A 21,420-nucleotide genomic window follows, 5' to 3' on the forward strand; every position below is an offset into this window, starting at 1 on the left:
ACTCCGTGTCCAAAAACTCCATAGACATCACACTCTTAGCTCTGGGGTGCCGGTCTTTTTGTGTTTTAGAAGCTGGCCCGGCCTCTATCAACATCTCTTTGGAAATCCAGCGCGGCCTGGCGCGCCTCGGGGTCGTGGTCTTCCGTACGTTTGTGAATCCGTCGGTTCATCATGCCTGCTGGGATGGCAATGAGAAGGATGGCCGCGACGGCAACGATGACGAAAGTGGACATGGGGTCTCCTAGAGCACTTCAGGGGTTAAAACTTTGACTGGACAGGGGGGATGTATTCTGGCTCTCTATAGATCAATACTATGAAGTGTAACACATATAAAATGTTGAGGTTGATGAATAGTCTTTCTTTTAAAGCTACGTTCTCGCTCGTCTTCGCAGCCGCTGTCGTTTCCGGGTTAGGTGACGGCCTCATCCCGATTGCTTTTGCGCTTCAGGCACACCGAGTAGATCCGTCGGGGCGCGGCTTGACGGTGGTGCTTATCGCACTGTGGGCGGGCCGTTTCCTTAGTTCTTTAGTGGTCCGAAAGCTGCCGCCACCTCACCGGCCGGTGACCTGGATTCTGGGTAGTGATGTCGTTCGGATGTTGGCGCAGTGGGGACCCGTGGCGTGGGTGGTGGCTCGCGGCGATTCCATTGCTGCGTTCGCGCTCTCAAGCTGCGTGTACGGTTGTGCCTCGTCATTCTTTGGGCCAGCAAGGTTTAGTCTCTTGTCGCAGCTGTTTTCCGATGAGCAGCGCACCCGCGTCAATGGAACCCTGTCGATGCTCGGTGATGTGCTGTTTATCGCCGGCCCACTCATCGGTACAGCGGCAGTGCTCACCTTGGGATTCAACACGGTATTGCTTATCGACGGCGCCACTTTCCTCGTGGCCATGCTCTTTGTTCTTCCGTTTCTCTCAGTGCGCAGGGAACCAGCAGGCGAAAGCTCTAATGTCGCAGCGGCTGAACCAGAACCGGACAGCGCAGGTTCATCGAGCCCGAACAAGCCTCTTGCGGCCCCAACACTCCCGAGCTGGGTGCGGGTAGGGCTCGGCACTTGGCTGGTCGCGGCAATTGTCAACGGCTTCCTGGGAAGTGCTGGACCTACATGGATTATGAATACTTTCGACGAAAAGTCGTGGGGGTTTATGGCAACTGCGCTTGCGGTCGGTTCGCTGATTGGCTCAGCCGCAACAATTCTGAAGGCATTAGATCGGGTGCGTTTTGGCACCTTGCAAATTCTGATGCTGATTCTTCTGGCCGGGCAGATCCTGGCTTTGGCATTCTCCTCTGTCTTCGTGCTCATCGCCGCAGTTGGTGCTGCTGCGTCCTTGTTGATGACTGCGGCAGGCATTGCGTGGGATTCTCTCGGGCAGTCTTTGGGAGATGATGATCTGGTGCATCAGTTCGCAACAAAGGATCAGCTGGTCTTTACCGCCGGTACCCCGCTTGGAATGATTCTTTTCGCGGCGCTTTCTTCTCAGCCTGGTGTTGCGGCGGTTGCCTTGGCAGCTGCGTTGGTGGTTGCAGCTGTTGCGTCGTCCCTGCCTGTGGCGCGTTCGCCGCGTACGGCAGATATAGCTGAGGGTGCTGTTCCTTTGTAATGAAGTAAGTACGCATCGCAAGGGTGCAATTGGCCAGTTTGCCTACAACATCACGGCTCTCGGGCAGAGGCCTTCAGGTGAGTGGAGTTTCCAAAGTAGGCGCTACACATGTAAATCTGGGGTCTGTCTCTACCAAGGATGTGACGTGTTAGAAGTTGAACTATTTGCCTGGGCATTAACCGATGCAAAGACCGTCGATGAAATTCGATTGAATCTTGAGAAGGTGGGGACTTTCTCAGAAAAAGAATTATCCGATATACCAGCACTTGGTTTAACCTCCCTGATTGGGCGGTACACATTTGATTCTGCTCAAGAACTAGTACTGCCTGGTGAGATTGCACAATGGCGACGCGCATCGCGCACCGATGAATTTGATGATGCGATCAAACGCCTAAGCGCAGATCCCTGTGCCTTCGTTTTGTCGGTGTTAAACCAGCCGGACAGAGCGAATGGCGAGTTCGCGGCGGCGGTGCATTTAGGAGTAACCAAACGCGTCGGAAAGGCTGCAGCACAGATCTGGGCCGGGATGTTCTGTAGAGCAGGAATACAGCAGCTTCTCCGAGAAGGAGAGGATTGGAAAGTGCATCCAACTGCGGTCTTCGGGGACTCTCCTAGGACTGCCTATATACCGCTTCGTAGAAAACTTTGACCACCTAGAGTCCATTTATCAACTGCGCCGGAAGGTCATTATTCTGCGGTGTCATGGTTGATGACGGCGAAACCCCTCAACAACATGGATTTGAGAGTATGCCGAAAGCTTTCCTGGACGAACTCAAGCGTCGTGTGTCGATACGGTTGTCCTACTTAGTAAGAGCCGGGAATAGGTCGCCTGTGAATACGGGGTGTCTGCCGCAGTCTTTCAACCACGAGCTGGTGCTTATCTAGGTGCACGATGTCGTTAGGGCTTCACAGCCCAACTGGTTAAACTGGTGCACATTCGTGTCCACCACCAAAGCTTCCGCGAGCAATAATCGCGCATGTGAAGGGGAATTTCCGTGGCAAAGCTGCTCTACCACCTAGGCCGCTGGTCTTACATCAACCGATGGAAGGTCATCATCGCCTGGATCTTCATCGTGGCGGCCGCGGGTGGAGCAACCTTGAGCTTGATGAAGCCGATGACCACGGAGTACTCCATCAGCGGCACGCCCGCTATTGATGCCACCCGCCGCGCGGTGGAGCTCTTCCCGGAAAATGGTAATCCGGCAAATGCGCCGTCGGTTAACCTCGTCTTCAAGGCCCCGGAAGGGCAGAAGCTCAGCGATCCGCATAATAAAGAAGCGGTCGAGGACGTGGTGCACCACATTGCTGAAGGCCTTGATATCCCGGAGGGCAGCCAGCAGCGTTGGGGCAACCCGCTTGAGGTATCGCCAGCACTTCAGCAGCAGGTCATTGAGCAGTTCACCTCCATGGGTTTGCCGGAGGAGACCGCGCGGGCGGATGCCGATAACCTGGCCATGGTCAATGCTGATGAGACCATCGCTTACACCACCTTCGACTTCGATGCGGAAAGCCCCTATTCGGTGGACCCCGCGGATAAAGACGTGGTCCATGAGGCCATGGATATCGGCCGCGCGGCGGGGCTGGAAGTAGAGGCTGGCGGCGCGGGCTTCGGTGATGAGATCCAGGTCAATTCGATTTCTGAGGTCATCGGCCTAGCCGTGGCGTTTATCGTCCTCATTATTACTTTTGGTTCGCTGGCCTCCGCGGGCATGCCGCTTATCTCCGCGGTCGTGGGCGTGGGCCTGGGCGCGATGGGCGTCATGATTGCTACCCACTGGATGGAGCTCAACAACCTCACCCCGGTGCTGGCCGTCATGATTGGCCTGGCCGTGGGCATCGACTATGCGCTGTTCATCATGTCGCGCTACCGGCAGGAGCGCTCCCGCATGGACGGACCGGATGCCGCCGGCATGGCCGTTGGCACGGCGGGTTCCTCGGTGGTCTTTGCCGGCGCGACGGTCTTCATCGCGCTCTTTGCGCTACTCGTGGCGCGCATTAGCTTCTTGACGGCGATGGGGCTGGCCGCTGCGGGTACGGTCTTCATGGCCGTGCTTGTGGCGCTGACCTTGGTGCCCGCGATGCTGGGTCTGCTCGGTGATAAGGCCTTTGCTGGGCGTATCCCCGGCGTGGCCGGCAACCCCACGAAGCGCCGCCCGCGCCGCACGAAGCCAACGATGGGTAACCGTTGGGTGCGCACGGTGCAGCGTGCCCCGGGCATCGTCATGGCGCTGGTGGTGCTCGGCCTGGGTGCTTTGACGGCCCCGGTCCTGCACATGGAGCTGGCGCTTCCGGCGGATACCACGTCTAATCCGGATACCACCCAGCGCAAGGCGGCGGACCTGCTGTCCGAGGGCTTCGGCCCCGGCATCAACGGCCCCTTCTTAGTGATCGTGGATGGCGCTAACGCCAACCCGGATTCCGCGGCTTTGCAGCCCTATATCCAGGGCCAGGAGGGCGAAGAGGATGAGCAGAAGAAGGCCGCTCTTTCTTCCTTTATGTATTCCGTGCAGCGCCTGAACCAGGTCGGCGGGGTCAAGCACGCCCAGTTGGTGGGCGTGAGCAAGGATATGAAGGCAGCGCAGATCATGGTCAGTCCCACTACCGCGCCGACGGATGAGGCCACGGTTGGCACCGCCTCCGCTTTGCGCACCGCCAGCGCGGAGCTGGAGGATGCCACCGGTGCCGAGATCGGCATGACAGGCCTGACTGCGGTGCAGCTCGATATCACCGAGCGCCTTGAAGGGGCCATGGGGCCATACCTCGCCATCGTGGTGGGCCTGGCTATCTTCCTGCTCTTGGCGGTATTCCGCTCCATCTTGGTCCCGCTGGTGGCGGGCTTAGGCTTCCTGCTCTCCGTCGGCGGCGCCTTTGGCCTGACCGTGCTTGTGTGGCAGGACGGCCTCACCGGACTGGTGCCCGCGCCGGGCCCGCTGATTTCCTTCATGCCCATCTTCCTCATCGGCGTGACCTTCGGCCTAGCCATGGACTATCAGGTCTTCCTGGTCACCCGCATGCGTGAGCACTTCTCCCGCTACCCGCAGGGCAGCGGTGGCAAGTACAGCAAGTACAACGCCAATGATGAGGCCACCATCGCCGGCTTTACCGCCGGTGCCCGCGTGGTCACCGCCGCGGCCATCATCATGATTTCCGTCTTCGTGGCCTTTATCAGCCAGCCGCTGCCCTTCATCCAGATCTTCGGCTTCGCGCTGGCGGCGGGCGTGCTTTTCGACGCCTTCCTAGTCCGCATGTCGCTTGTCCCCGCCACCATGTTCCTCATGGGGCACACCACCTGGTGGATGCCGAAGTGGCTGGACAAGCTGATCCCACAGCTCGACATCGAGGGCACGGCGTTGGAAGAAGAATGGGAGCGCAAACACGCGGCAGCATCCCGTGAAGCAGAGGATAAGGCAGCGCAGCCCGTAGAATAGTTCCCTATGACTCACCCTAAGCCGCAGCTTGAGACCGACCTTTCCTTCGACGTGAAGAAGGAGCTGGATTTAAGCGGTCCAGCACAACCGGGAAAGCACGGCCGCACCGGTGTTATCCATACCCCGCACGGTGATATCCAGACCCCGGCCTTCATCCCGGTGGCCACCAAGGCCACGGTGAAGACGCTGACCCCGGAGCAGATTCGCTTGACCGGAGCCCAGGCTATCTTGTCCAATGCCTATCACCTCTACCTGCAGCCGGGCCACGACATCGTGGACGAGGCCGGTGGCGTGGCTGCCTTCGAGAATTGGCATGGGCCGACGTATACCGACTCAGGCGGATTCCAGGTCATGTCCCTCGGCGTGGGTTTCAAAAAGGTCCTCGCCATGGACGTGGCGGACCTAACGGACTCCGATATCCGTGCGGCCAAGAAGGAGCGTATGGCGCAGGTCGATGAGGATGGCGTGGATTTTAAATCCATCATCGACGGCTCCACACACCGCTTCACCCCAGAGGTCTCCATGCAGATCCAGCATGGCTTGGGCGCGGACATTATGTTTGCCTTCGATGAGCTCACCACGCTCGTGGATACCCGCACCTACCAGGAGGAATCCGTCGAGCGCACGCGCCGCTGGGCGCAGCGCTGCCTGGATGAGCACGACCGGTTGACGCTCGCCCGCGGCCCGCAGAAACCCCGCCAATCCCTGTGGGGAGTGGTGCAGGGCGCGCAGTATGAGGACCTGCGCCGCCAAGCTGCCCGCGGACTGGTGGAGCTCTCCGATCGCGCCGAAGCGAATGGCCGGCGCGGCTTCGGAGGCTTCGGCATCGGTGGCGCTTTAGAGAAGGAGAACCTGGGAACGATTGTGGGCTGGGTGTGCGATGAGTTGCCCGTCGATAAGCCCCGGCACCTGCTGGGTATCTCTGAACCGGATGACATCTTTACCGCCGTTGAGGCTGGTGCCGATACTTTCGACTGCGTGGCGCCGACCCGCCTGGCGCGCCGCGGTGGCGTCTACACCCTTGATGGCCGCATGAACCTCACCAATGCACGCTTCAAGCGTGACTTTGCTGGTGTGGATGAGGAATTTGGCGGCTACGTCTCGGAGAATTACTCCCGTGCCTACCTCCACCACCTGCTCAAAGCCAAGGAATTCTTGGCTGGCACGCTGTGCACTATCCACAACCTGGAGTTCATGATCCGCCTGGTAGATAACATTCGGGAGTCCATCGATGGCGGCTATTACGAGGCTTATCGCGATGAATTCCTGGGGCGCTATTACGCCAAGTGACCGGTGACGATGACGTTGTACTCCAAGTCTGTTGCGCCGTCTACCGCACAGGCGATGAGTACGATGCGCCCGGGAACCTCGGTATTCATCAGGTCGGCGTCGCTGCCTAGTTGTTCCTTGTCAACTAGGAAGGCGTTATCCACGATCCACTCGCGCCCGGCACCGCCCTCGGAGGTCATGCGGATGTGGGAGCCGTTGAGGATGGGCGTCGCAAAGCGCTGCACCTGCGCCCCGTCGAGGCCCTCCACGGCGGTGGGGTTGCTCAGATCAACGTTGGCGGTGACCACCTCGGAGAAGGGGTTAAATACCAGTTTCTGCTGGCCCCAGGCATGGCCCAACACGTAGGTGGTGCCCTGCTCTGCTGTGGCGGGTGACTCACCCCAGTCCTGGACCCAGCGCACCATGGTCTCTTGCGGCCCTGCGGGGTTGAGGGGCACGACGAAGGGCATTGAATCATAGGTCGCGCCCGTGATGGTGGCTGGGCCGTCCATCTCAAACGTGCCGGTCAGTGCGGGTGCCGGGCCCTCATTAAGTGGGGGCGGGGTGGGTGCTGCGCTTGGCGACGCCTCACTGCTCACCGCCGTCGTTTCCGGTGCCGCGTGGCTCGTCGTTTCAGACGACGTGGTGACTTCCTCTGTACCCGAGCATGCCGCAAGGTTGAAGGCTGTAGCCAGGCCAAGGATGGGGAGGAGGGAACCTCGTAGATGCTTATGCATCGTAGATGTCCTTCCGGTGGCCAATAGCGAATACCTCAATCGTTACTTTCTGGTCGTGGATGTACGCCAGAATGCGGTAAGAACCGACCCGATAGCGCCATTCACCTGAACGGTTTGAAGTCAATCCTTTTCCGAGAGCTCGAGGGGCTTCGCAGCCCTCGAGGTTCTTTTGGATCCACGTCACGATGATTCGCGCATCGAATCGGTCAAACTTCTTTAGCTGTTTCCGGGCTTTCGAAGTGAATTCGACGTGATATGAAGTGATTCCCTCCGACATCTTTAGAGATCCTCGAGGACCTCATCAAGGCTAAACCGTTCGCCAGAATCCTCTGCCATTGCTGCGCGCAGTTCCTGAAGGTCGTAGTAGTCTTCGACCCGTTCTAAAAGCGCTGCTCGGGCAAAGTCAGATATTGTATGTCCTTCAAAGGCGGCTAGATTTCGAACGAGCTCAGCGTCGTTATCATCCATGCGAATTGTCAAAGTAGCCATATCTCCTCCTTAACCATCGTGAATACATTGTATTCTATGGGGAGGGTGAAGGGAAGAGTGAAAAATCCCCCTCAGCACAGTGCGTGCCAAGGGGGTTAAAAGTCTGGGATGCTTCGCTGCTACTTAGAGGGCGCTGCCGTAGGGGTTTCGGTCTCGTCGATAGGCACGTAATCCTCGCGGCGCTTGACCCAGGAGATGACCAGCGTGGTCAGCGGAAGCATGATGACCTCGCAGGCGGTCTTCCAGAGGAAGCCCACGATGACGTAGTTCAGGAAGCCACTGAAGGAATCGATGCCGATGACGGGCGCTGCGATGGCGCAGAACAGCAGAGTATCGCCGAATTCGCCGACGACGGTGGAAGCAACAAGGCGGCCAATGAGCCCCTTTTCGCCGGTGCGGGCCTTCATCTTCACCAAGGTGAAGGAATTGAGTAGTTGGCCCACGAGGTATCCGGCCAGGGAGGCAGCGAGAATCTGCGGCACGAGGCCGAGAGTTGCTTCGAAAGCTTCTTGGCCTTCGTAGAAATCAGCCGCGGGCAGCCAAATCGCAATGTAGAAGGAAACCGCGGCCAAAAGAGCCATGGCAAAACCGATATAAACGGCGCGGCGGGTGGACTTGAAGCCGTAGCACTCGGAGAGAACGTCGCCCACAATGTAGGCGAGGGGGAAGAGGAAGAAGGCACCATCGGTGATGAGTGGGCCGAGCTGGACGCCCTTCGTGGCGTTGATGTTCGAGATGAGGAAGGTAACGACGAACACCGCGACCAGCCACGGGTACAAGGTGGAATGTACCGGGATGAATCGGATGCTCTCGCCACCATTTGCGGTGGTTGCGGTTGCCGATTGAGTTGTCATGACACAGCATTTTTCCATGAAGATGGGGGAAGCAGAAATGGGGGAAATTGATTCCCATCAGACGGGGAGTGCTCCCATTCCTCCTTGTTCCTGAAGAAAGAGCAGTTGAGCTGCACCTTCCTGGGAGGCAGTTCCGGTAGTCCACCCATAAAGATCTGTGAAGTGGGCAGAAAAAACGCTCCTAGTGTGGCATTCTTTTGCTTGCAGTGTTTTCGTGTTCCCTGCACGTTTCCTGTCTACTGTGCCACGGCGCGCTCGAAGAGATTCGGGCGCGTTCGAATTTCGGGCCACTGAAGGGCAGGCCGTGTCAGGGGGCACGGCTACCTTGGTTCTAGTCCTTAAGCCTCCGGCTGGTCTTTTCGCCTTCTGCGCCTTTCGATGGAGTAGGCAGAGGCTAGTCGGCGGCACAACTTCGCATTAGGGAAGGTCATCGATATGACGTTTGGTTCCCCAGGCTCGTCACCACAGTTCGGCGGGCGCCCGCCACAGGGGGCTCCCCAGCCAGGCACAGGGTCCGGAAACAGTTCTGGCTCTGGGTTTGGCGCGCCCGGTGGACCTGGTGGATTCGGTGGCTTTGGTGCACCGAATCCTGCGCAGAACCCCGTACAGAAGCCTTCCTCGGGTTCTGGGTTTGGCCAAGGTTCCGATTCGGGTGCCAGTGGCTCCTTCGGCGCGCCGGGCTCGCCGGATGGCTTCGGCCAGTCTTCCCCGGCGCCGGACTACCGCCGCCAGGTGGCAACACCCACGGGCCCCACGAAGGGACCGTGGCCGCTTCTCATTGCAGCTGGCGTATCTGCGGTCATTGCGCTGATTCTGTTGATTGTCGCCCCGCTCGTGGCGGCTCCTACGCAGGTCCTGTTCTTTGGCCTGGCTATTGGCGGCTGGCTTCTGGCTGGAATTGTGTCCTTTATTCTCTTGGGTATTTATACGCTGAAGAACACGCAGCGCCAGGCTGAGACATTTTATGTAGAGGACACCACGCAAACCTTGCTGTACCGCCTCATCATGGGCGGGAGCTTTGTCCTTGTCATTGTCGCTGCGGTGGAAATCGCCTTCTACGTAGGAAAGGCGGTTGGCGTCTAATGAAGAAGCTCACTCGTGTACTTGCCCTGTCCGCGGCGATGGCACTCGCCGGATTCGGCGGCAGCCTGGGAGCGGTGGCGCAGGAGGCTCCTCCGGCCCCAGACGCCCCCGCGCCGGAGGCTCCTGCACCAGAGGGACCGGAAGGTCAGCCGGAAGAACAAAACGGGGAGAACCCAGAAGACCACGGCGGGGAGAATCAGCCGCCGCAGGAGCACGTTGAGGGAATCGGCTCCGAGTCGGCGCTTTCTGAGGTCTCGCAAAAGAACCTCTCTGATTTTGGCTCTTGCATCGCCAGCGAAAAATCTGCGGACCTGTTGTTCGTTCTTGACCAGTCGGCCTCGCTGGTGGGCTATGAGGGTTCGAAGCCGACGGATGCTGATTTTTTCCGCGTTGATGCCACGGCGGACATCGTCAAGCAGCTGGCCAACCTCGGGGAGGACAATGGCGCAGACATCAACGTCAAGCTCGCTGGTTTCGGCTCCGAGTACTACAGCGATCCGGCTGACTATGGCGGGTGGACCAATGTCTCCGGCAATGGGGATGCTCTCAAAGGCGAACTGGACAAGTTCCGACAGGAGGACCGTGTTGCGGATCTAGAGACCAACTATGGCGCGGCCTACAAGGGAGCACTCAAGGAACTGGCTTCCCACCAGGGCAGCAGCTGCCGCGCCATCGTGTTCTTTACCGATGGCAAGTACTACACCGATGCCGAGGCTCATGATCTCCAGGGAGCGCAGGACAAGCTCTGTGAGGTTAATTCCTCTGTCACCGCGTTCCGCAACTCCAATATCCGCCTCTTTAACGTGGGCCTCGTGCCGGCTGCGGAAGCACAAGATCAGGTCCGCCAGCTCACCCGCATGGCGGAGGGCGAAGACTGCGGCCAGGGCGCCCCTAACGGTGCTTTCTTCGACGCGGGTGAGGATCCAGCGGCGCTGTTCGCAGCCTTCCGTAACCTCATCCCCACCTCGGGTGGTGTGACCAAGGAGGGAAACCTCAAGGACCAATTCGATTTCGTCCTCGATAACTCCGTGTCCCCAGTGCGATTGTCGGCGGTGCCGAAGAGCTCGGTTGGGGAAGGAGAGCTCATCCCGACTCTGACTGGGCCCGATGGTGAAACCGTTGAGCTCAAGCCTGATACCACTCACGTAGCCGGCGCGAAGGTCTCCGTGACGGAGAACAGCAAGCTTCCAGGCATGGTTGATATCGCGATGGAGAAGGACGGCGACCCCTGGGCAGGTGCTTGGACTTTTGGCTACAAGGTGGCTGAAGGAACTGACGGTGAGTATCTCGCTTCCGTCGTTATGGTGCCGGGCCTCAACCTGGATCTCAAGACGGAAGACGGCTCCAAAGTGGAAGGCGGCATCAACTCGGACCAAGTCCTGAAGGGGCAGTTGGTCGATGGCCAAGGCGAGCCGCGCACGCTGGAGGGCGAAGGTACCCTTTACGCCGAGTTCGTACCGGAGGATGGTTCCCCGGTTACCCTCGTGGACAATGCGCCCATCACGGATGGGCAGCCAGTCGACATTCCGCTGGACCAAGTGGAAAACGCGGCATCCGGTCAGCTGGTGACGCGCGTGGAGATCACCACCAAGGGCACCGATGAGCGTCCAGGCTCGAAGCTGGATCCCATCAACGCGGAAACGCCGCTGACCGTTACCCCGGTTAATATGCCGACGGTGGGCTCGGCGCAGACGATCACCATGACGGAGAAAGAAATTACCGTCGATGTCCCCGTGACCGGTCCCGGCAAGGTCTGGGTAGCAGACCAGACTGTGGATTCCGCTGACGGCATGCTTCCCGCAGGAGTACCTTCCGTTTCCGTGAGCTCCAAGCACAACTCTGAGGATTCCGCGCTGGAGCTTTCCAAGGATGAGAAAACGACCATCCCGGTGACGGTGAGCGTTGAGGAGATGGCGGATGGCCCGCTGCGCGTGGAGCCGGTGATTAACCTGCAGTCGGCTGAGGATAACCAACAGCTGGAGCTACCGCTGACGCTGCAGGGCTCCATGAGCGCGCCATTGAACAAGTCCGCGTTCGGTCTGTCCTTCGTCCTTGCGGTTGTGCTCGCGTTGCTGATCCCCCTGGGAATTCTGTACTTGATGAAGTGGATTAGCGGCCGCATTCCGGAGAAGCCGCGCATGTTTGCGAAGACCATCCCGGTCAAGCGCGATGGCGCGAACCTCATACGCACCGATAATGGCCGCCCATTTGCGGTGTCCAAGGACGAGTTCCAAGGTGCCGTTCCAGTGGAGACCTCTGCACGTTCTGTTCGCCTGGGTGGCAACGACGCCAAGGTAAAGATGGGCCTGAGCCCCTTTACCGCCGCCCACGTGGAGGTTCAGCGCGATGGCACTATCTCCAGTAAGGGCAAGAAGTCCGGATATCGCGCAGTGCTGCCACTTGCTGTGCAGAACACGTGGTTCTTCGTGGGCAACGCGAAGGACCGCAACTCCGGAGAGATCGTCCTGACTGTCGATACGTTGGCGCAGGCCAGCGCGTACGACGAGATGTCCAAGGAGATCAGCCGCCAGGCCCTGCAGCTCTTCGACCAAGTGGAATTCCCCGCCGAGAAGTCACAGTCGCAGGCACCGCCGCAGACGCCGCCGCAGGCGGGCCAGCCTGGCCCGCAGCCGCCGAATGCCCCGCAGAGCGGACCACACCCTGGCCAACCACCTACGCCGCAGCGCGGCCCGCAGAGTGCTCCCCGCAATGGTGCGCAGCAGCAACCGCCGCAGCACGGAGGCTTTGGGCCGTCCCAGCCATCCGGTCCACCGAATCACGGCCAGCCAGGGCCCACAGGCGGGCCAGGGCGCCCCGGCTTTGGCAGTGGCCCCAACGTTGGTGGCGGATCCAGCTTCGGTGGAGGCCCCGGTTTCGGCCAGCCAGGCCAGCAGCGACCGAACAATCCTGGTAACCCTGGTAACAATGGCGGCTGGCCCCCTAGCCCGGGATTCGGCTCCCAGGGCTAAGCCGGTTGAGCAGCACGCACCAACCCTAAATAGAACAGAAGCGAACCTCCCCTTCGAAAGGTAATTAGAGATGAAGAAGTTCCTCGTCGTCGGTTGCGGTGGCTCCGGCGCCAAGACACTGGCGTTCATGATGGACCAGCTCAAGGCCGAGCTGCGAAGCATCGACCCGGACTTAACCGAGCTGCCCAAGGCTTGGCAGTTCGTCAACATCGACGTGCCGCTCGAAGAGGAAGCCGGCCCGCAAAAGCTGCCGAACGTTACGCAGAACGGTGGCCACTACGTGGGCATTGGTTCGCGCCAGAACTACAACACCTTCGATGAAGGCGTATCCAGCATCCTGGGCCGCTCCGGCAAGCTCGGGGAGATCGCAACGTGGGCCACCCGCAACCCCGCCACCAATGACGTGAAGCTGGCTGACGGTGCCGGCCAGTACCGTGCGATCGGTCGCATGCTGACCCTTCCGCACCTGAAGGAGATTCGCCAGGCCCTCAAGGATGCGGTGGATGAGATGTTCACGCAGGAGGCGATCCAGGAGCTCAACCGCCTCAATTACAAGCAGACCAAGCTGGACTCTGATACCGGCGATTCACAGCCGGTTGTCCTCGTGGTCTCCTCCATGGCAGGCGGTGCAGGTGCTTCGATGTTCCTCGACGTGTGCCGTGTGCTCACCACCATTCCGAACGTGAACCCGCAGGGCACGCTCGTCTTCATGTACTCCCCGGAGATCTTCTCCGATAACAAGGCAGATGACATGGCCGGCGCGTGGCCGAACTCGCTCGCCATGTTCGGTGAAGTCGTCGCCGCGCAGATGGGCAACTCCAGCGACCATGACCGCGCCGTCTTTGAGGCCTTCGACATGGGTACTCCGCCGGAGGGCCAGATCTTCAGCCGTATTTTCCCGATCGGCTCCAAGATGGGTACCACCAGCGCCCGCTTTGGTGACGGCTCCGCCATGTCCATCTACCGTGGCCTGGGACGAGCCTTGGCAGGACTGATGGCCTCCACCAAGGCCAGCGATAACTTGGTGTCCTATGCAATGACTAACACTCCGGCCGGTGACGGCGGCCGCCGCTTCTTCGGCTGGGATAGCCCGACGGGTGGAACCCCGTGGGGTCGCCTGCCTTGGGGTTCGCTGGGTTATGCCCAGGTGTCGATGGGCCGCGATCGCTTCGCCGAGTACTCCTCCCAGCGCCTTGCGCGCAGTGCCTTCGAGCGCCTCTTCAACGGGCACCTCGACCCGCAAAACCCCGAGGCCGGCGAGATGCAGATTGCCAAGAAGCTGGAGGAGCGGCTGCCCAATGCTTTCGGCTCCATCACGCTCGATCCTTCTTGGGCGCAGGGCGGGCAGATCGACAGCGGCAGCGTGTGGAACTGGCTCAACAGCGTGTTTGGCGGTCAAGCCCAGCAGGCCGCAGACAGCGCCACGAAGTACCTGCAGAGCTTCATCCCCGTAGGCCAGGGCCGCAACGTCAACGAATGGCGTGAAGAGTTCGAGGGCAACATGGCGGATCCGCGCAACGAGCAGGCCATCGCATCTGTTCTTAACAATGCCGCCTATGACATCGTCTACCGCTACGCCAACTTCTTCAGCGATAGCGTGCTCGCCGCCGTGGAGGCGGAGCTGGCCGCGGTGGGCGTGCCTTATGTGCGCGAGATGCTCTCCAAGATCACGGATGTTCTCACCAACTCCGACCGCCTCCTGCCGTGCCTGGCGGAGTACTCCGGCTACTACCAAAACACCCGCGTGCTGACGAAGCCGGAAGGCGCGGATCCCATCCTCAGCCCATTGACCGGTAAGGGACAGATGACGGATCCGACCCCCACCGTCAATGCGCTCATGGGCCTGTACTTCAACCAGTTCTACAGCTACGCCCTCATGGCGATTGCGCACCTGCTCAAGGACGTCCTTCAGGACTATGCCGATGAGAACCTCTTCCACCTCAAGCGCGAGCTAGGGGATGCCCACGCGGTGTTGGAGAAAGCCGTGTCGAAGCGCCCAGAAACCAACAAGCTTGCTGACGTCCGCACCGATGAGGTCAACTCGTGGCCGACGGAGCTCGATGAGGTCGTGGAATCCCGCTTCAAGGGCGCAGAGAACGAAATCATGTTGACCGACGTCAACAGCTTCATCTCGGACTACCGGGACCAGATGCTGCGCACCATCCAGGGCCAGCAGTCCACCGCGGATGTCACCAACTACGAGCAGGCCTATCCCTTTGCAGTGCGTGCGGTCATCCGCGGCGAATGGGAATCGCTCGATGCGGCCCAAGCGCCGAATGACACTTTGGCGCCGCAGAAGCGCACCAACGATGCCTACTCCAACCGGGCCGGCTGGGTTTCCAAGTACCTCTCGCGCCATCCGCAAAACGGCGAAACCCGCGAATCGCAGCGCGCGCACTACCGGGCGAAGATTCGCCCAACTGATCTGCTTGAGCGCTCGCGTCAGTGGATTAATCGCCGCGACTACGAGTTCCAGAAGTTCAATTCGGTGGACTTGCGCCGCTATCTCACGCTCACCCCAGACATCAACGAGGTCGAGCACGCGGAGCGTCAGCGTCGCTTCATCGAGGCTTTCCAGCTGGCCCTGAGCTATGCCCGCCCGCTGGCTGCCGTCAACGATGAGATGGTCCAGCGTATCCACGGCAAGTCGGTGCAGTACACCTATTCCTTCTCCGATATCCCGTTTGCGGAGCTGGGCTCTGCGGAGACCGGCATTGCCGCTCAGCTGGAGTCAGTGCTGAGCCGCCCTGAGATTGACGGTCCTTCTTCCGTAGCTTTGCGCAACTCGCTCAACATGTCGGACCACGTCCAGCACATCGAGATCTTCGGTTCCTACCCGAACTACTCGCCGATCGTCTTCTCCTCCATGTTCAACTACATTGCCAAGGACATTGAGAAGCAGGACAATTTCGACGGCTCCTGGTGGTCTGAGCGCCGCACCCGCCCGTTGCCGGCAGCACTGCCTTTGACGAACACGGAACGCCAGGCCATGGTGGCTGGCTGGATCATCGGGCGTATCACCGGCCGCGTCTACATTTCGAACCCGGATGCCGCCAACGCTGCGGCCCACATTTTCGATGACACAGATGGCGGCGTCAACGATTGGGTGGACTTCCCGAACCCGCTGCTCATCTCACCACGCCGCATGATCAAGAAGTCGGACTGGATGTCCTCGGTGCTGGAATCCATCTTCATCGCCTACGCCAAGGTTCAGGAAACTGGGCGTTACGGTTTCGCCTCCTCGCTGTACCCGTACCAACTGTTGCGTGGGCTTTTCGACGACGGCCTCGACTTCGCCCACTCTGGTGCCTCGACGCACCCAGTGGTGCATCGCCTGGCACAGTTCCTGGCTAACGGTGACGTCCCGAACCGCGGAGTTGTAGGCACTTCTATTCAGGATCGCTACGAAACTTTCGTCAACGAGCTGGACAAGTTTGCTCGCGGCGCAGACCACTTTGTGCCGGGGCACTCCAATGCTCTGCCGGGCCAGGGCCGGAAGGAAAAGCCTTTCGCTGAGATCCGTTCCCGCGAAGTTGCCTCGATAACGCCGTACTACCGTGACTTGGCGCTGGACGTCATCGCGATGGTTCCGGTCATCCGCAACTACCTGGATCAGGCTAAGACGGTGGCGGAGAATCCCGTGGCCCAGCCGGAGCCGCAGGTGCGTAGCTCCGAGTCAGGCTTCGCCCAGCCCACCGCGCCGGAATTCAACCTCAACGACCTGGATGACACCTTCTAATGACGAACGTAATTATCTTTGGACACGGCGCTACCGCGGATGACATCCGCTCCCGCCTGAGCGATCTGCGTGCGGTTGGTCTCCTGCAGAACTTCCTCTGGATCGACTATGCCCACCCCACCAGTGGGGCCGTCGTGCGCTCCTTTACGGAAGAGGGAACGGCGCGCTTGTCGACACTCGACGAGGCCCTCCGCAGCTTCAGCGGGGACGTCCTCCTCGCCACCATTGACCCGATGGACGCGGAACAACCGCAGGACGTCGACAAGCTCACGGAGTGGGTCAGCGCCGTCGATCAGCGGCTCATCCAGGCCTCCAATCTGCGCGTGCGCCTGTTGCTTTCCGCCCTCCCGCGCGAAAGCGTGGACATTGCCCCGTTGCAGGGCTGGAGCAACCTCGTGCTCTCCCCGGAGGAGGGCGGAACCCCGGCGTCGTCGCGTATCCGTCCCATTAAGCGCACCGCGGACGGCTTCGAGTTGGCACAGTTCGCAGCCCCGGCCGTGGCCAGCATTTTCGGTCTGTGGCGCGGCATGCCGGAACCGGCGGTGTTGGATCCGGAGACGCACCGCGTCATCGAAACCGGTGACCGGCAACGCTTCCGTCTCGTGCGCGCTTTCCACCGCACCATCGATGCCAATGACATCGAGGACAAGGTGAAAAAGGCTGTCTTCGATCCCGGCCAGCGTCTGCCGCAGCCACAGGTCAACAACATTTCGCGCGCCGTGCATTATGCCAACCCGGAGCAGCTCACGGAGCAGTGCGCGCAGATGTTCATCAACCAGGAGATATCTCCGCTGGTCAGCGCCCCGACCGCCTATGAAGAGCTGCAGTCCCATAAGGTCAGCGGCTGGGCAGCACTGAAGGATAATCTGCGTCTGTACTGGTCCACGGTGGTGGGCAAGCCCCAGGATTGGGTTGAGGGCCAGCGCGGTGCGATGAACAAGAACGCGGCTACTTTCCTGCAGAAGATGCTCTATGGCGAGGACTCCAGCGTGGAGGTCGTCTTGGCGGGGCACTCCGGCAAGGGTAGCGGCGCGACGAGCGTCGAAGAGCTGCGCCAAGCCAGCGAGCACACCATGCGGGTCGCCCGGGAGCAGCACTTTTCCTTGGGGCAGGAACCGCAGTTGTCGCGCACGTGGGAGGCATATCACGACTATGCACTCGGCTTGGTCGATGGCTCGTGGCGCGAGAGCATCGACACCAAGGGGCTGCGCAATAACCAGGGCAACATGTACATCGTGCAATACGGTGGCCAGTCTGTGCAGGATGTCAGCGCTTCCTTCCAAGGCTTCCACCCGCTGATGACCAGCACGCTGGGCTATACACACGAGTCCCAAGCCACCGTCGCGCCTTTCGATCCAGTAGGTGCCGAGCGTTTCGCCGCTGACATCGAGTACACCAGCCAGCAGACCCGCAACGAGGCGGTGAGCCGCAAGAAGCGCGAGTTCGCCTCGTGGCGAGCAAAGAACAGCACCACTTTCGCCTGGAAGGTGGGCCAGGGTCTATGGGAGAAGCTGGGGCATGCCCAGCAGAAGTACCGCGACGCGCACGCCAAAGCACGCGAGCTGCAAGAGCTGGCCAATAACTTCCAAGCGCGTGATTTCAACGCGGAGAACAAAGCACTGACCCGGAAGCTGCGCACGATGTGGATCGTGCTCTTCGTGGCGCTTGCCCTCATGACCTACATGGTGGCCGGGCGCTACAACCCAGACTTGCCGCTGGGTGAGTATTCGCAGTGGTTCGATTGGCCGTGGTACGTCGTGGGCATCATCCTGGCGGGCATGCTTTTCCTCATCTGCTCTTGGGCGGTCTTTACTAAGGCTCAGCGTGAAATCTTTGACTACGTGCAGAGGCGAAAGCTGCTCAACCGCAATCAGGAAATTGCCGCACAGAATCTGGCCACCTCCTCCGCGGAGATCTCGCGCATTTCCAACGCCTACAACCAGTTCCTGAGCTGGTCGGCTCTGCTGGGCCGGGCGATCTACGCACCCTTCGGACGCAAGGAGACCTCGAGCGACCGGCTGCGGACACCGCAGGCGGGTCTTCCAGAAAACGCTCGCATTGCCCAGGCCGTGCTCAACCGCGACGATGCCGTGCGCATGACGGATGAAATCCGCTCCTACATCTACCAGACGGAATGGGCACACCGTTCGCTTAAGTCACTGCTCGACGACATGAATAACACCTTCGAGCGCAACCGCACTGGTCACTCGGCCGTGGCGCTCAATGAGATGTGGGGCATGGCTGGACTGGGATCCAGCACCGCCTTGGATAACCTGTCGCGCAACCTCGATCACGCTTACATGCAGGACCGTGACCTGAAGCAACAGGAATGGCAGAAGGTCATCACCGATCCGCGGATGACCCGCAGTCTGCAGCGCTACCTTAGCCGCGTGACCTTCCGCGAGGAGGGCGGCAGCCGCGTGCAGAGCACCTCTGAGTTCCTCGCTGGAATGAACCAGGAAAAGGGAGCCCTCCAGGCGTTTAGTCCCAACGCACTCACCAGCGCTGGCGGCGCTGAAGGTTATACCGAAATTGATGGCTCCCGCACGCGCATCGTGGAGGTCGACAGCCAGACCGCGCTGACCAGCCAGCTTTCACGTTCTGTGACGGTAGTGCAGTACGGAAAGATTACGGATTTCAAGTACTTGATTCCGGATGCGTCGTCTAGCGCACAGCCCTTTGCTCAGTCCTCGGATCTGTCCTTGGATGAGCTGGATGACACGAATCACATGGACTTTAAGTCGCCGGTGCAGGAGAACAACGAGGGCTCAGCCGCGCGGCCATTCTTTGGTCAGCCGGCAGCCCCGGACCTCTCAGACCTCGACGAAACCTTCTGACGGAACCTCTTTAAGGAACGTTGATGACACACAACCCGAAACCTTCGATTGCGGACGTACCGCTGAGTGAGCTGAGGACGCTGCACGAGCTCAAGCGCGTGAGCGCCGATGATGTGCGCGACGCTGTATCAGCACCGTTTAGGCAGTTCGCTGAACAGATCGCCGCCACGTTCAACGGCGAGGAGGTGGCCCATCCGGAGCTGAGTGCGCAGGCGCGCAACGCTGCGGTGACGCAGGAAGAAGGTGCCGCGCGAGAGCGCGCAGCACAAGAAGAGGCCGCACGAGAGCGCGCAGCACAAGAAGAGGCCGCACGGGAGCGCGCGGCACGGGAGGAAGCGGCGCAAGTAGAGGCACCCCCGGCATTCCCCAAGCCACAGCAGGTACAGCAGGCACAGCCTGCGGCAGCGGGTCCGCGCGACTTCTTCGCTGAGTGGGAAGCACTGCAGGCCGAGGAGGAGCAAAAGACTCAGGTCAACGAAGAGGACTACATCACTATCCCGGGCTTCGGTATCCGGGCGGAGTATCAGTACCGCCAAGAACCAGACTGGGTTCCACCGGGCATCAACTTCGAGGTTGAGGTACCGCTTGAGGCGCAGCCGGAACAGGATTCTCAAGAAGAGCCTGGCTACGGTGTAGAGCCAGAACCAGAGCCGGAGGACACCGACCAGCGCCATCCGGTGCGCCTGTGGTGGCCTGAGCTGGAGCACGCGCCGGACGAGGTGGTCTTCTACCGAGTGGTAGCCGATGATTCCGAGATGGTTGCCTCACCCGATGCGGGCGACACCCTCGTCTACACCAAGGGAACCGCCTACCGTGACCACACCCCGGGCGAGGCAGGTCTGCGCCACTACGCGGTGTGGGCCTACAAGGGCCGGGACCTTCGTGAGCTCATCAACAGCCAACCGGTCTTCATGGGAGACACCGGCGTGGTCTTCCCGCCGGTCAACGTCCAGGTTTCCACTATCAAGGGTGCTATCCAGGTGTCCTGGGACCTGCTGCCGGGCCACTCGAGCGCCATGGTTTATGCGTGCCGGGATAGTGAGAAGGAAAAGCTTTCCCCGCGCTTCGAACAAGACGTGGATAGCAGCGGGCGCAAGGCCACCATTCCGGTGCAGGAAGCCGGGCAGACCGTGGTCATTTCCCTGCTGGGACAAGCGGAGTTTCACGGCGCTACCGAGCAGAGCCAGGACGAGGTTGCCGTTCAGCGTTCGGTGAAGCTGGCGAGCGAGCTTGAAAAACTGGAGCTCTCTCGCTGCGAGCGGCGCAGCGACTATGGCCAAGATTCCATTGAGGTGGACTGGTACTCGCCCAAGACCGGTGAGGTAAAGATCTATCTCACGCCGACCGCCCCGCAGGCGGATCTGCGTACGTCGGCGGTGCCGAAGACGTACGTCGAAAGTGCACTGTCGAGTGCTATCAGTGAGACCCGCGGCGTATCTGAGCCGGGCTCCTTCCAAACCACGACGGTGCCCTGGCCGCCGGATTGGTACGAGGTCTATATCACCCCTGTGAACTTCAACGATGCTGATGCCTGGGTCGGTGAATCCAAGGTGTTGCAGCGCGTGCAGTCCATTGGAGATGATCAGTTCCGTCTCATTGAGCGCGTGGATAGCCAGCTTGTTACCTTCGACTGGCCGAAGGGCGCGACCGCCGTGGAGTACTCCACCAACCGCGAGCACGACCAGATTCGCGAAGAGGACTACGACCTCCAGGGAGGCATCCGCCTGCACTTGGATCAGCATGGCGATACCGTGCGGCTGCGGCCCTATGCGGTCTTCGCTGGTAAGCGCACCGAGGGCGATGAACGTGTGATTCAGTACGAGGGTCTGCGCCCGGTGACGTATGACTTCGAGGTCGATTACTCCCAAGGCCAGGTCCGGGTGTTCCTGTGGAGTTTGGGTAACGGTGATAAGCGCCAGTTCTCCTGCCAGGTGGTCTACCGTGCTGACCGTCTGCCGCTTTTCCCCGAAGACGGTGAGGCACTCGGCATCGTGGAGACCAACCTGCAGAGCGCCACGCACGTTGCTCATGGTTTAGGCCCGATGCGTGGGCAGCATCCGGATTTCACGGTGTCAATTGGTGAGCACGTCCAGCGCGGGGGTTTTATCCGCCTCTTTGCGGTTGAGGGCTTTGACAGCCACGTTGATAGTTCTTTCGATAGCTTCGGCGGGCAGGATGCCTTCAGCAGTTTCTCCGAAAGCTACAGCGACCCCGCCCCCACGCTGAGCGCACTGGATAAAGCCGTGGTGGTGGAAGGCGATGTGTCCTACAGGCTGGTGCTGTACCCACCAATGCAGAATCAGACTCCCCACTATGACCAGAACTACGGTCAGCAACAGTATGAACAGCAGAGCTATGACCAGCAGAATTACGGTCTAGATTACAGCCAGGACCAGTACTACCAAGGGGGCCAGTAGG

14 protein-coding genes are annotated in these 21,420 nt (G+C 60.3%); 9 read left to right on the forward strand and 5 right to left on the reverse strand.

Annotation, left to right across the window (positions count from 1 at the left end):
• Positions 1-65: 65 nt before the first annotated feature.
• Positions 66-233, reverse strand: a complete 168-nt coding sequence (locus HMPREF2807_RS13800) for a hypothetical protein (RefSeq protein WP_158010513.1) — start codon at positions 231-233, stop codon at positions 66-68.
• A 113-nt stretch (positions 234-346) separates the two neighbouring features.
• On the opposite strand from HMPREF2807_RS13800, the gene HMPREF2807_RS00745 reads away from it, so the two are divergent.
• From HMPREF2807_RS00745 to tgt, 4 genes are all read left to right on the forward strand, one after another.
• Positions 347-1,597: an MFS transporter gene (locus HMPREF2807_RS00745; protein ID WP_070509697.1), complete on the forward strand. Its 1,251-nt coding sequence runs from the start codon at positions 347-349 to the stop codon at positions 1,595-1,597.
• Between the two features lie 145 nt (positions 1,598-1,742).
• Complete coding sequence (locus HMPREF2807_RS13805; protein WP_141745879.1) at positions 1,743-2,246, forward strand: hypothetical protein; 504 nt, start codon at positions 1,743-1,745, stop codon at positions 2,244-2,246.
• Positions 2,247-2,592: 346 nt separating this feature from the next.
• Positions 2,593-5,025 carry an MMPL family transporter gene (locus tag HMPREF2807_RS00750; protein WP_070509654.1) on the forward strand — a complete coding sequence of 811 codons (2,433 nt, stop codon included), beginning with the start codon at positions 2,593-2,595 and terminating at the stop codon, positions 5,023-5,025.
• A 6-nt stretch (positions 5,026-5,031) separates the two neighbouring features.
• On the forward strand, positions 5,032-6,315 hold the full coding sequence (gene tgt, locus HMPREF2807_RS00755; RefSeq protein ID WP_010188410.1) for a tRNA guanosine(34) transglycosylase Tgt: 1,284 nt from the start codon (positions 5,032-5,034) through the stop codon (positions 6,313-6,315).
• On the opposite strand, the gene HMPREF2807_RS00760 is transcribed toward tgt, so the two are convergent.
• From HMPREF2807_RS00760 to HMPREF2807_RS00775, 4 genes are all read right to left on the reverse strand, one after another.
• Positions 6,303-7,031, reverse strand: a complete 729-nt coding sequence (locus HMPREF2807_RS00760; protein WP_070509656.1) for a sortase family protein — start codon at positions 7,029-7,031, stop codon at positions 6,303-6,305. The genes tgt and HMPREF2807_RS00760 overlap by 13 nt on opposite strands.
• The gene (locus tag HMPREF2807_RS00765; RefSeq protein WP_070509658.1) at positions 7,024-7,308 is read right to left on the reverse strand and encodes a type II toxin-antitoxin system RelE family toxin; all 285 of its coding nucleotides are present in this window, start codon (positions 7,306-7,308) and stop codon (positions 7,024-7,026) included. Before HMPREF2807_RS00765 ends, HMPREF2807_RS00760 begins: the two co-directional genes overlap by 8 nt.
• A 2-nt stretch (positions 7,309-7,310) precedes the next feature.
• Complete coding sequence (gene relB, locus HMPREF2807_RS00770) at positions 7,311-7,520, reverse strand: type II toxin-antitoxin system RelB family antitoxin (RefSeq protein ID WP_070509660.1); 210 nt, start codon at positions 7,518-7,520, stop codon at positions 7,311-7,313.
• A 119-nt stretch (positions 7,521-7,639) separates the two neighbouring features.
• Complete coding sequence (locus tag HMPREF2807_RS00775) at positions 7,640-8,374, reverse strand: queuosine precursor transporter (protein ID WP_070509662.1); 735 nt, start codon at positions 8,372-8,374, stop codon at positions 7,640-7,642.
• Positions 8,375-8,809: 435 nt separating this feature from the next.
• On the opposite strand from HMPREF2807_RS00775, the gene HMPREF2807_RS14085 reads away from it, so the two are divergent.
• The 5 genes from HMPREF2807_RS14085 (at position 8,810) to HMPREF2807_RS00800 (ending at position 21,419) form a co-directional block, all read left to right on the forward strand.
• Positions 8,810-9,457, forward strand: a complete 648-nt coding sequence (locus HMPREF2807_RS14085) for a hypothetical protein (RefSeq protein WP_232751584.1) — start codon at positions 8,810-8,812, stop codon at positions 9,455-9,457.
• On the forward strand, positions 9,457-12,426 hold the full coding sequence (locus tag HMPREF2807_RS00785) for a VWA domain-containing protein (protein ID WP_070509664.1): 2,970 nt from the start codon (positions 9,457-9,459) through the stop codon (positions 12,424-12,426). Before HMPREF2807_RS14085 ends, HMPREF2807_RS00785 begins: the two co-directional genes overlap by 1 nt.
• Before the next feature lie 70 nt (positions 12,427-12,496).
• The gene (locus HMPREF2807_RS00790; RefSeq protein WP_070509666.1) at positions 12,497-16,165 is read left to right on the forward strand and encodes a tubulin-like doman-containing protein; all 3,669 of its coding nucleotides are present in this window, start codon (positions 12,497-12,499) and stop codon (positions 16,163-16,165) included.
• Entirely contained in the window at positions 16,165-19,002 is a 2,838-nt protein-coding gene (locus tag HMPREF2807_RS00795; RefSeq protein ID WP_070509668.1) for an AAA family ATPase, read from the forward strand. The genes HMPREF2807_RS00790 and HMPREF2807_RS00795 overlap by 1 nt, the downstream gene beginning before the upstream one ends.
• A gap of 23 nt (positions 19,003-19,025) precedes the next feature.
• Positions 19,026-21,419 (forward strand): SaeA-related protein, encoded by a 2,394-nt coding sequence (locus HMPREF2807_RS00800; protein WP_070509670.1) that lies wholly within the window; start codon positions 19,026-19,028, stop codon positions 21,417-21,419.
• Position 21,420 lies beyond the last annotated feature (1 nt).

The sequence above is a fragment of the Corynebacterium sp. HMSC074A09 genome, assembly GCF_001811545.1.
Lineage (GTDB): Bacteria > Actinomycetota > Actinomycetes > Mycobacteriales > Mycobacteriaceae > Corynebacterium > Corynebacterium hiratae.

What these genes read in the sequence shown, in the direction of transcription:
- HMPREF2807_RS00745 (WP_070509697.1), top strand. Translation starts at nt 347, where the DNA reads ATGAATAGTCTTTCTTTTAAAGCTACGTTCTCGCTCGTCTTCGCAGCC.
- relB (WP_070509660.1), bottom strand. Translation starts at nt 7,520, where the DNA reads ATGGCTACTTTGACAATTCGCATGGATGATAACGACGCTGAGCTCGTT.
- HMPREF2807_RS00795 (WP_070509668.1), top strand. Translation starts at nt 16,165, where the DNA reads ATGACGAACGTAATTATCTTTGGACACGGCGCTACCGCGGATGACATC.
- HMPREF2807_RS00785 (WP_070509664.1), top strand. Translation starts at nt 9,457, where the DNA reads ATGAAGAAGCTCACTCGTGTACTTGCCCTGTCCGCGGCGATGGCACTC.
- HMPREF2807_RS00800 (WP_070509670.1), top strand. Translation starts at nt 19,026, where the DNA reads ATGACACACAACCCGAAACCTTCGATTGCGGACGTACCGCTGAGTGAG.
- HMPREF2807_RS00760 (WP_070509656.1), bottom strand. Translation starts at nt 7,031, where the DNA reads ATGCATAAGCATCTACGAGGTTCCCTCCTCCCCATCCTTGGCCTGGCT.
- HMPREF2807_RS13800 (WP_158010513.1), bottom strand. Translation starts at nt 233, where the DNA reads ATGTCCACTTTCGTCATCGTTGCCGTCGCGGCCATCCTTCTCATTGCC.
- HMPREF2807_RS14085 (WP_232751584.1), top strand. Translation starts at nt 8,810, where the DNA reads ATGACGTTTGGTTCCCCAGGCTCGTCACCACAGTTCGGCGGGCGCCCG.
- HMPREF2807_RS00790 (WP_070509666.1), top strand. Translation starts at nt 12,497, where the DNA reads ATGAAGAAGTTCCTCGTCGTCGGTTGCGGTGGCTCCGGCGCCAAGACA.
- tgt (WP_010188410.1), top strand. Translation starts at nt 5,032, where the DNA reads ATGACTCACCCTAAGCCGCAGCTTGAGACCGACCTTTCCTTCGACGTG.
- HMPREF2807_RS00775 (WP_070509662.1), bottom strand. Translation starts at nt 8,374, where the DNA reads ATGACAACTCAATCGGCAACCGCAACCACCGCAAATGGTGGCGAGAGC.
- HMPREF2807_RS00765 (WP_070509658.1), bottom strand. Translation starts at nt 7,308, where the DNA reads ATGTCGGAGGGAATCACTTCATATCACGTCGAATTCACTTCGAAAGCC.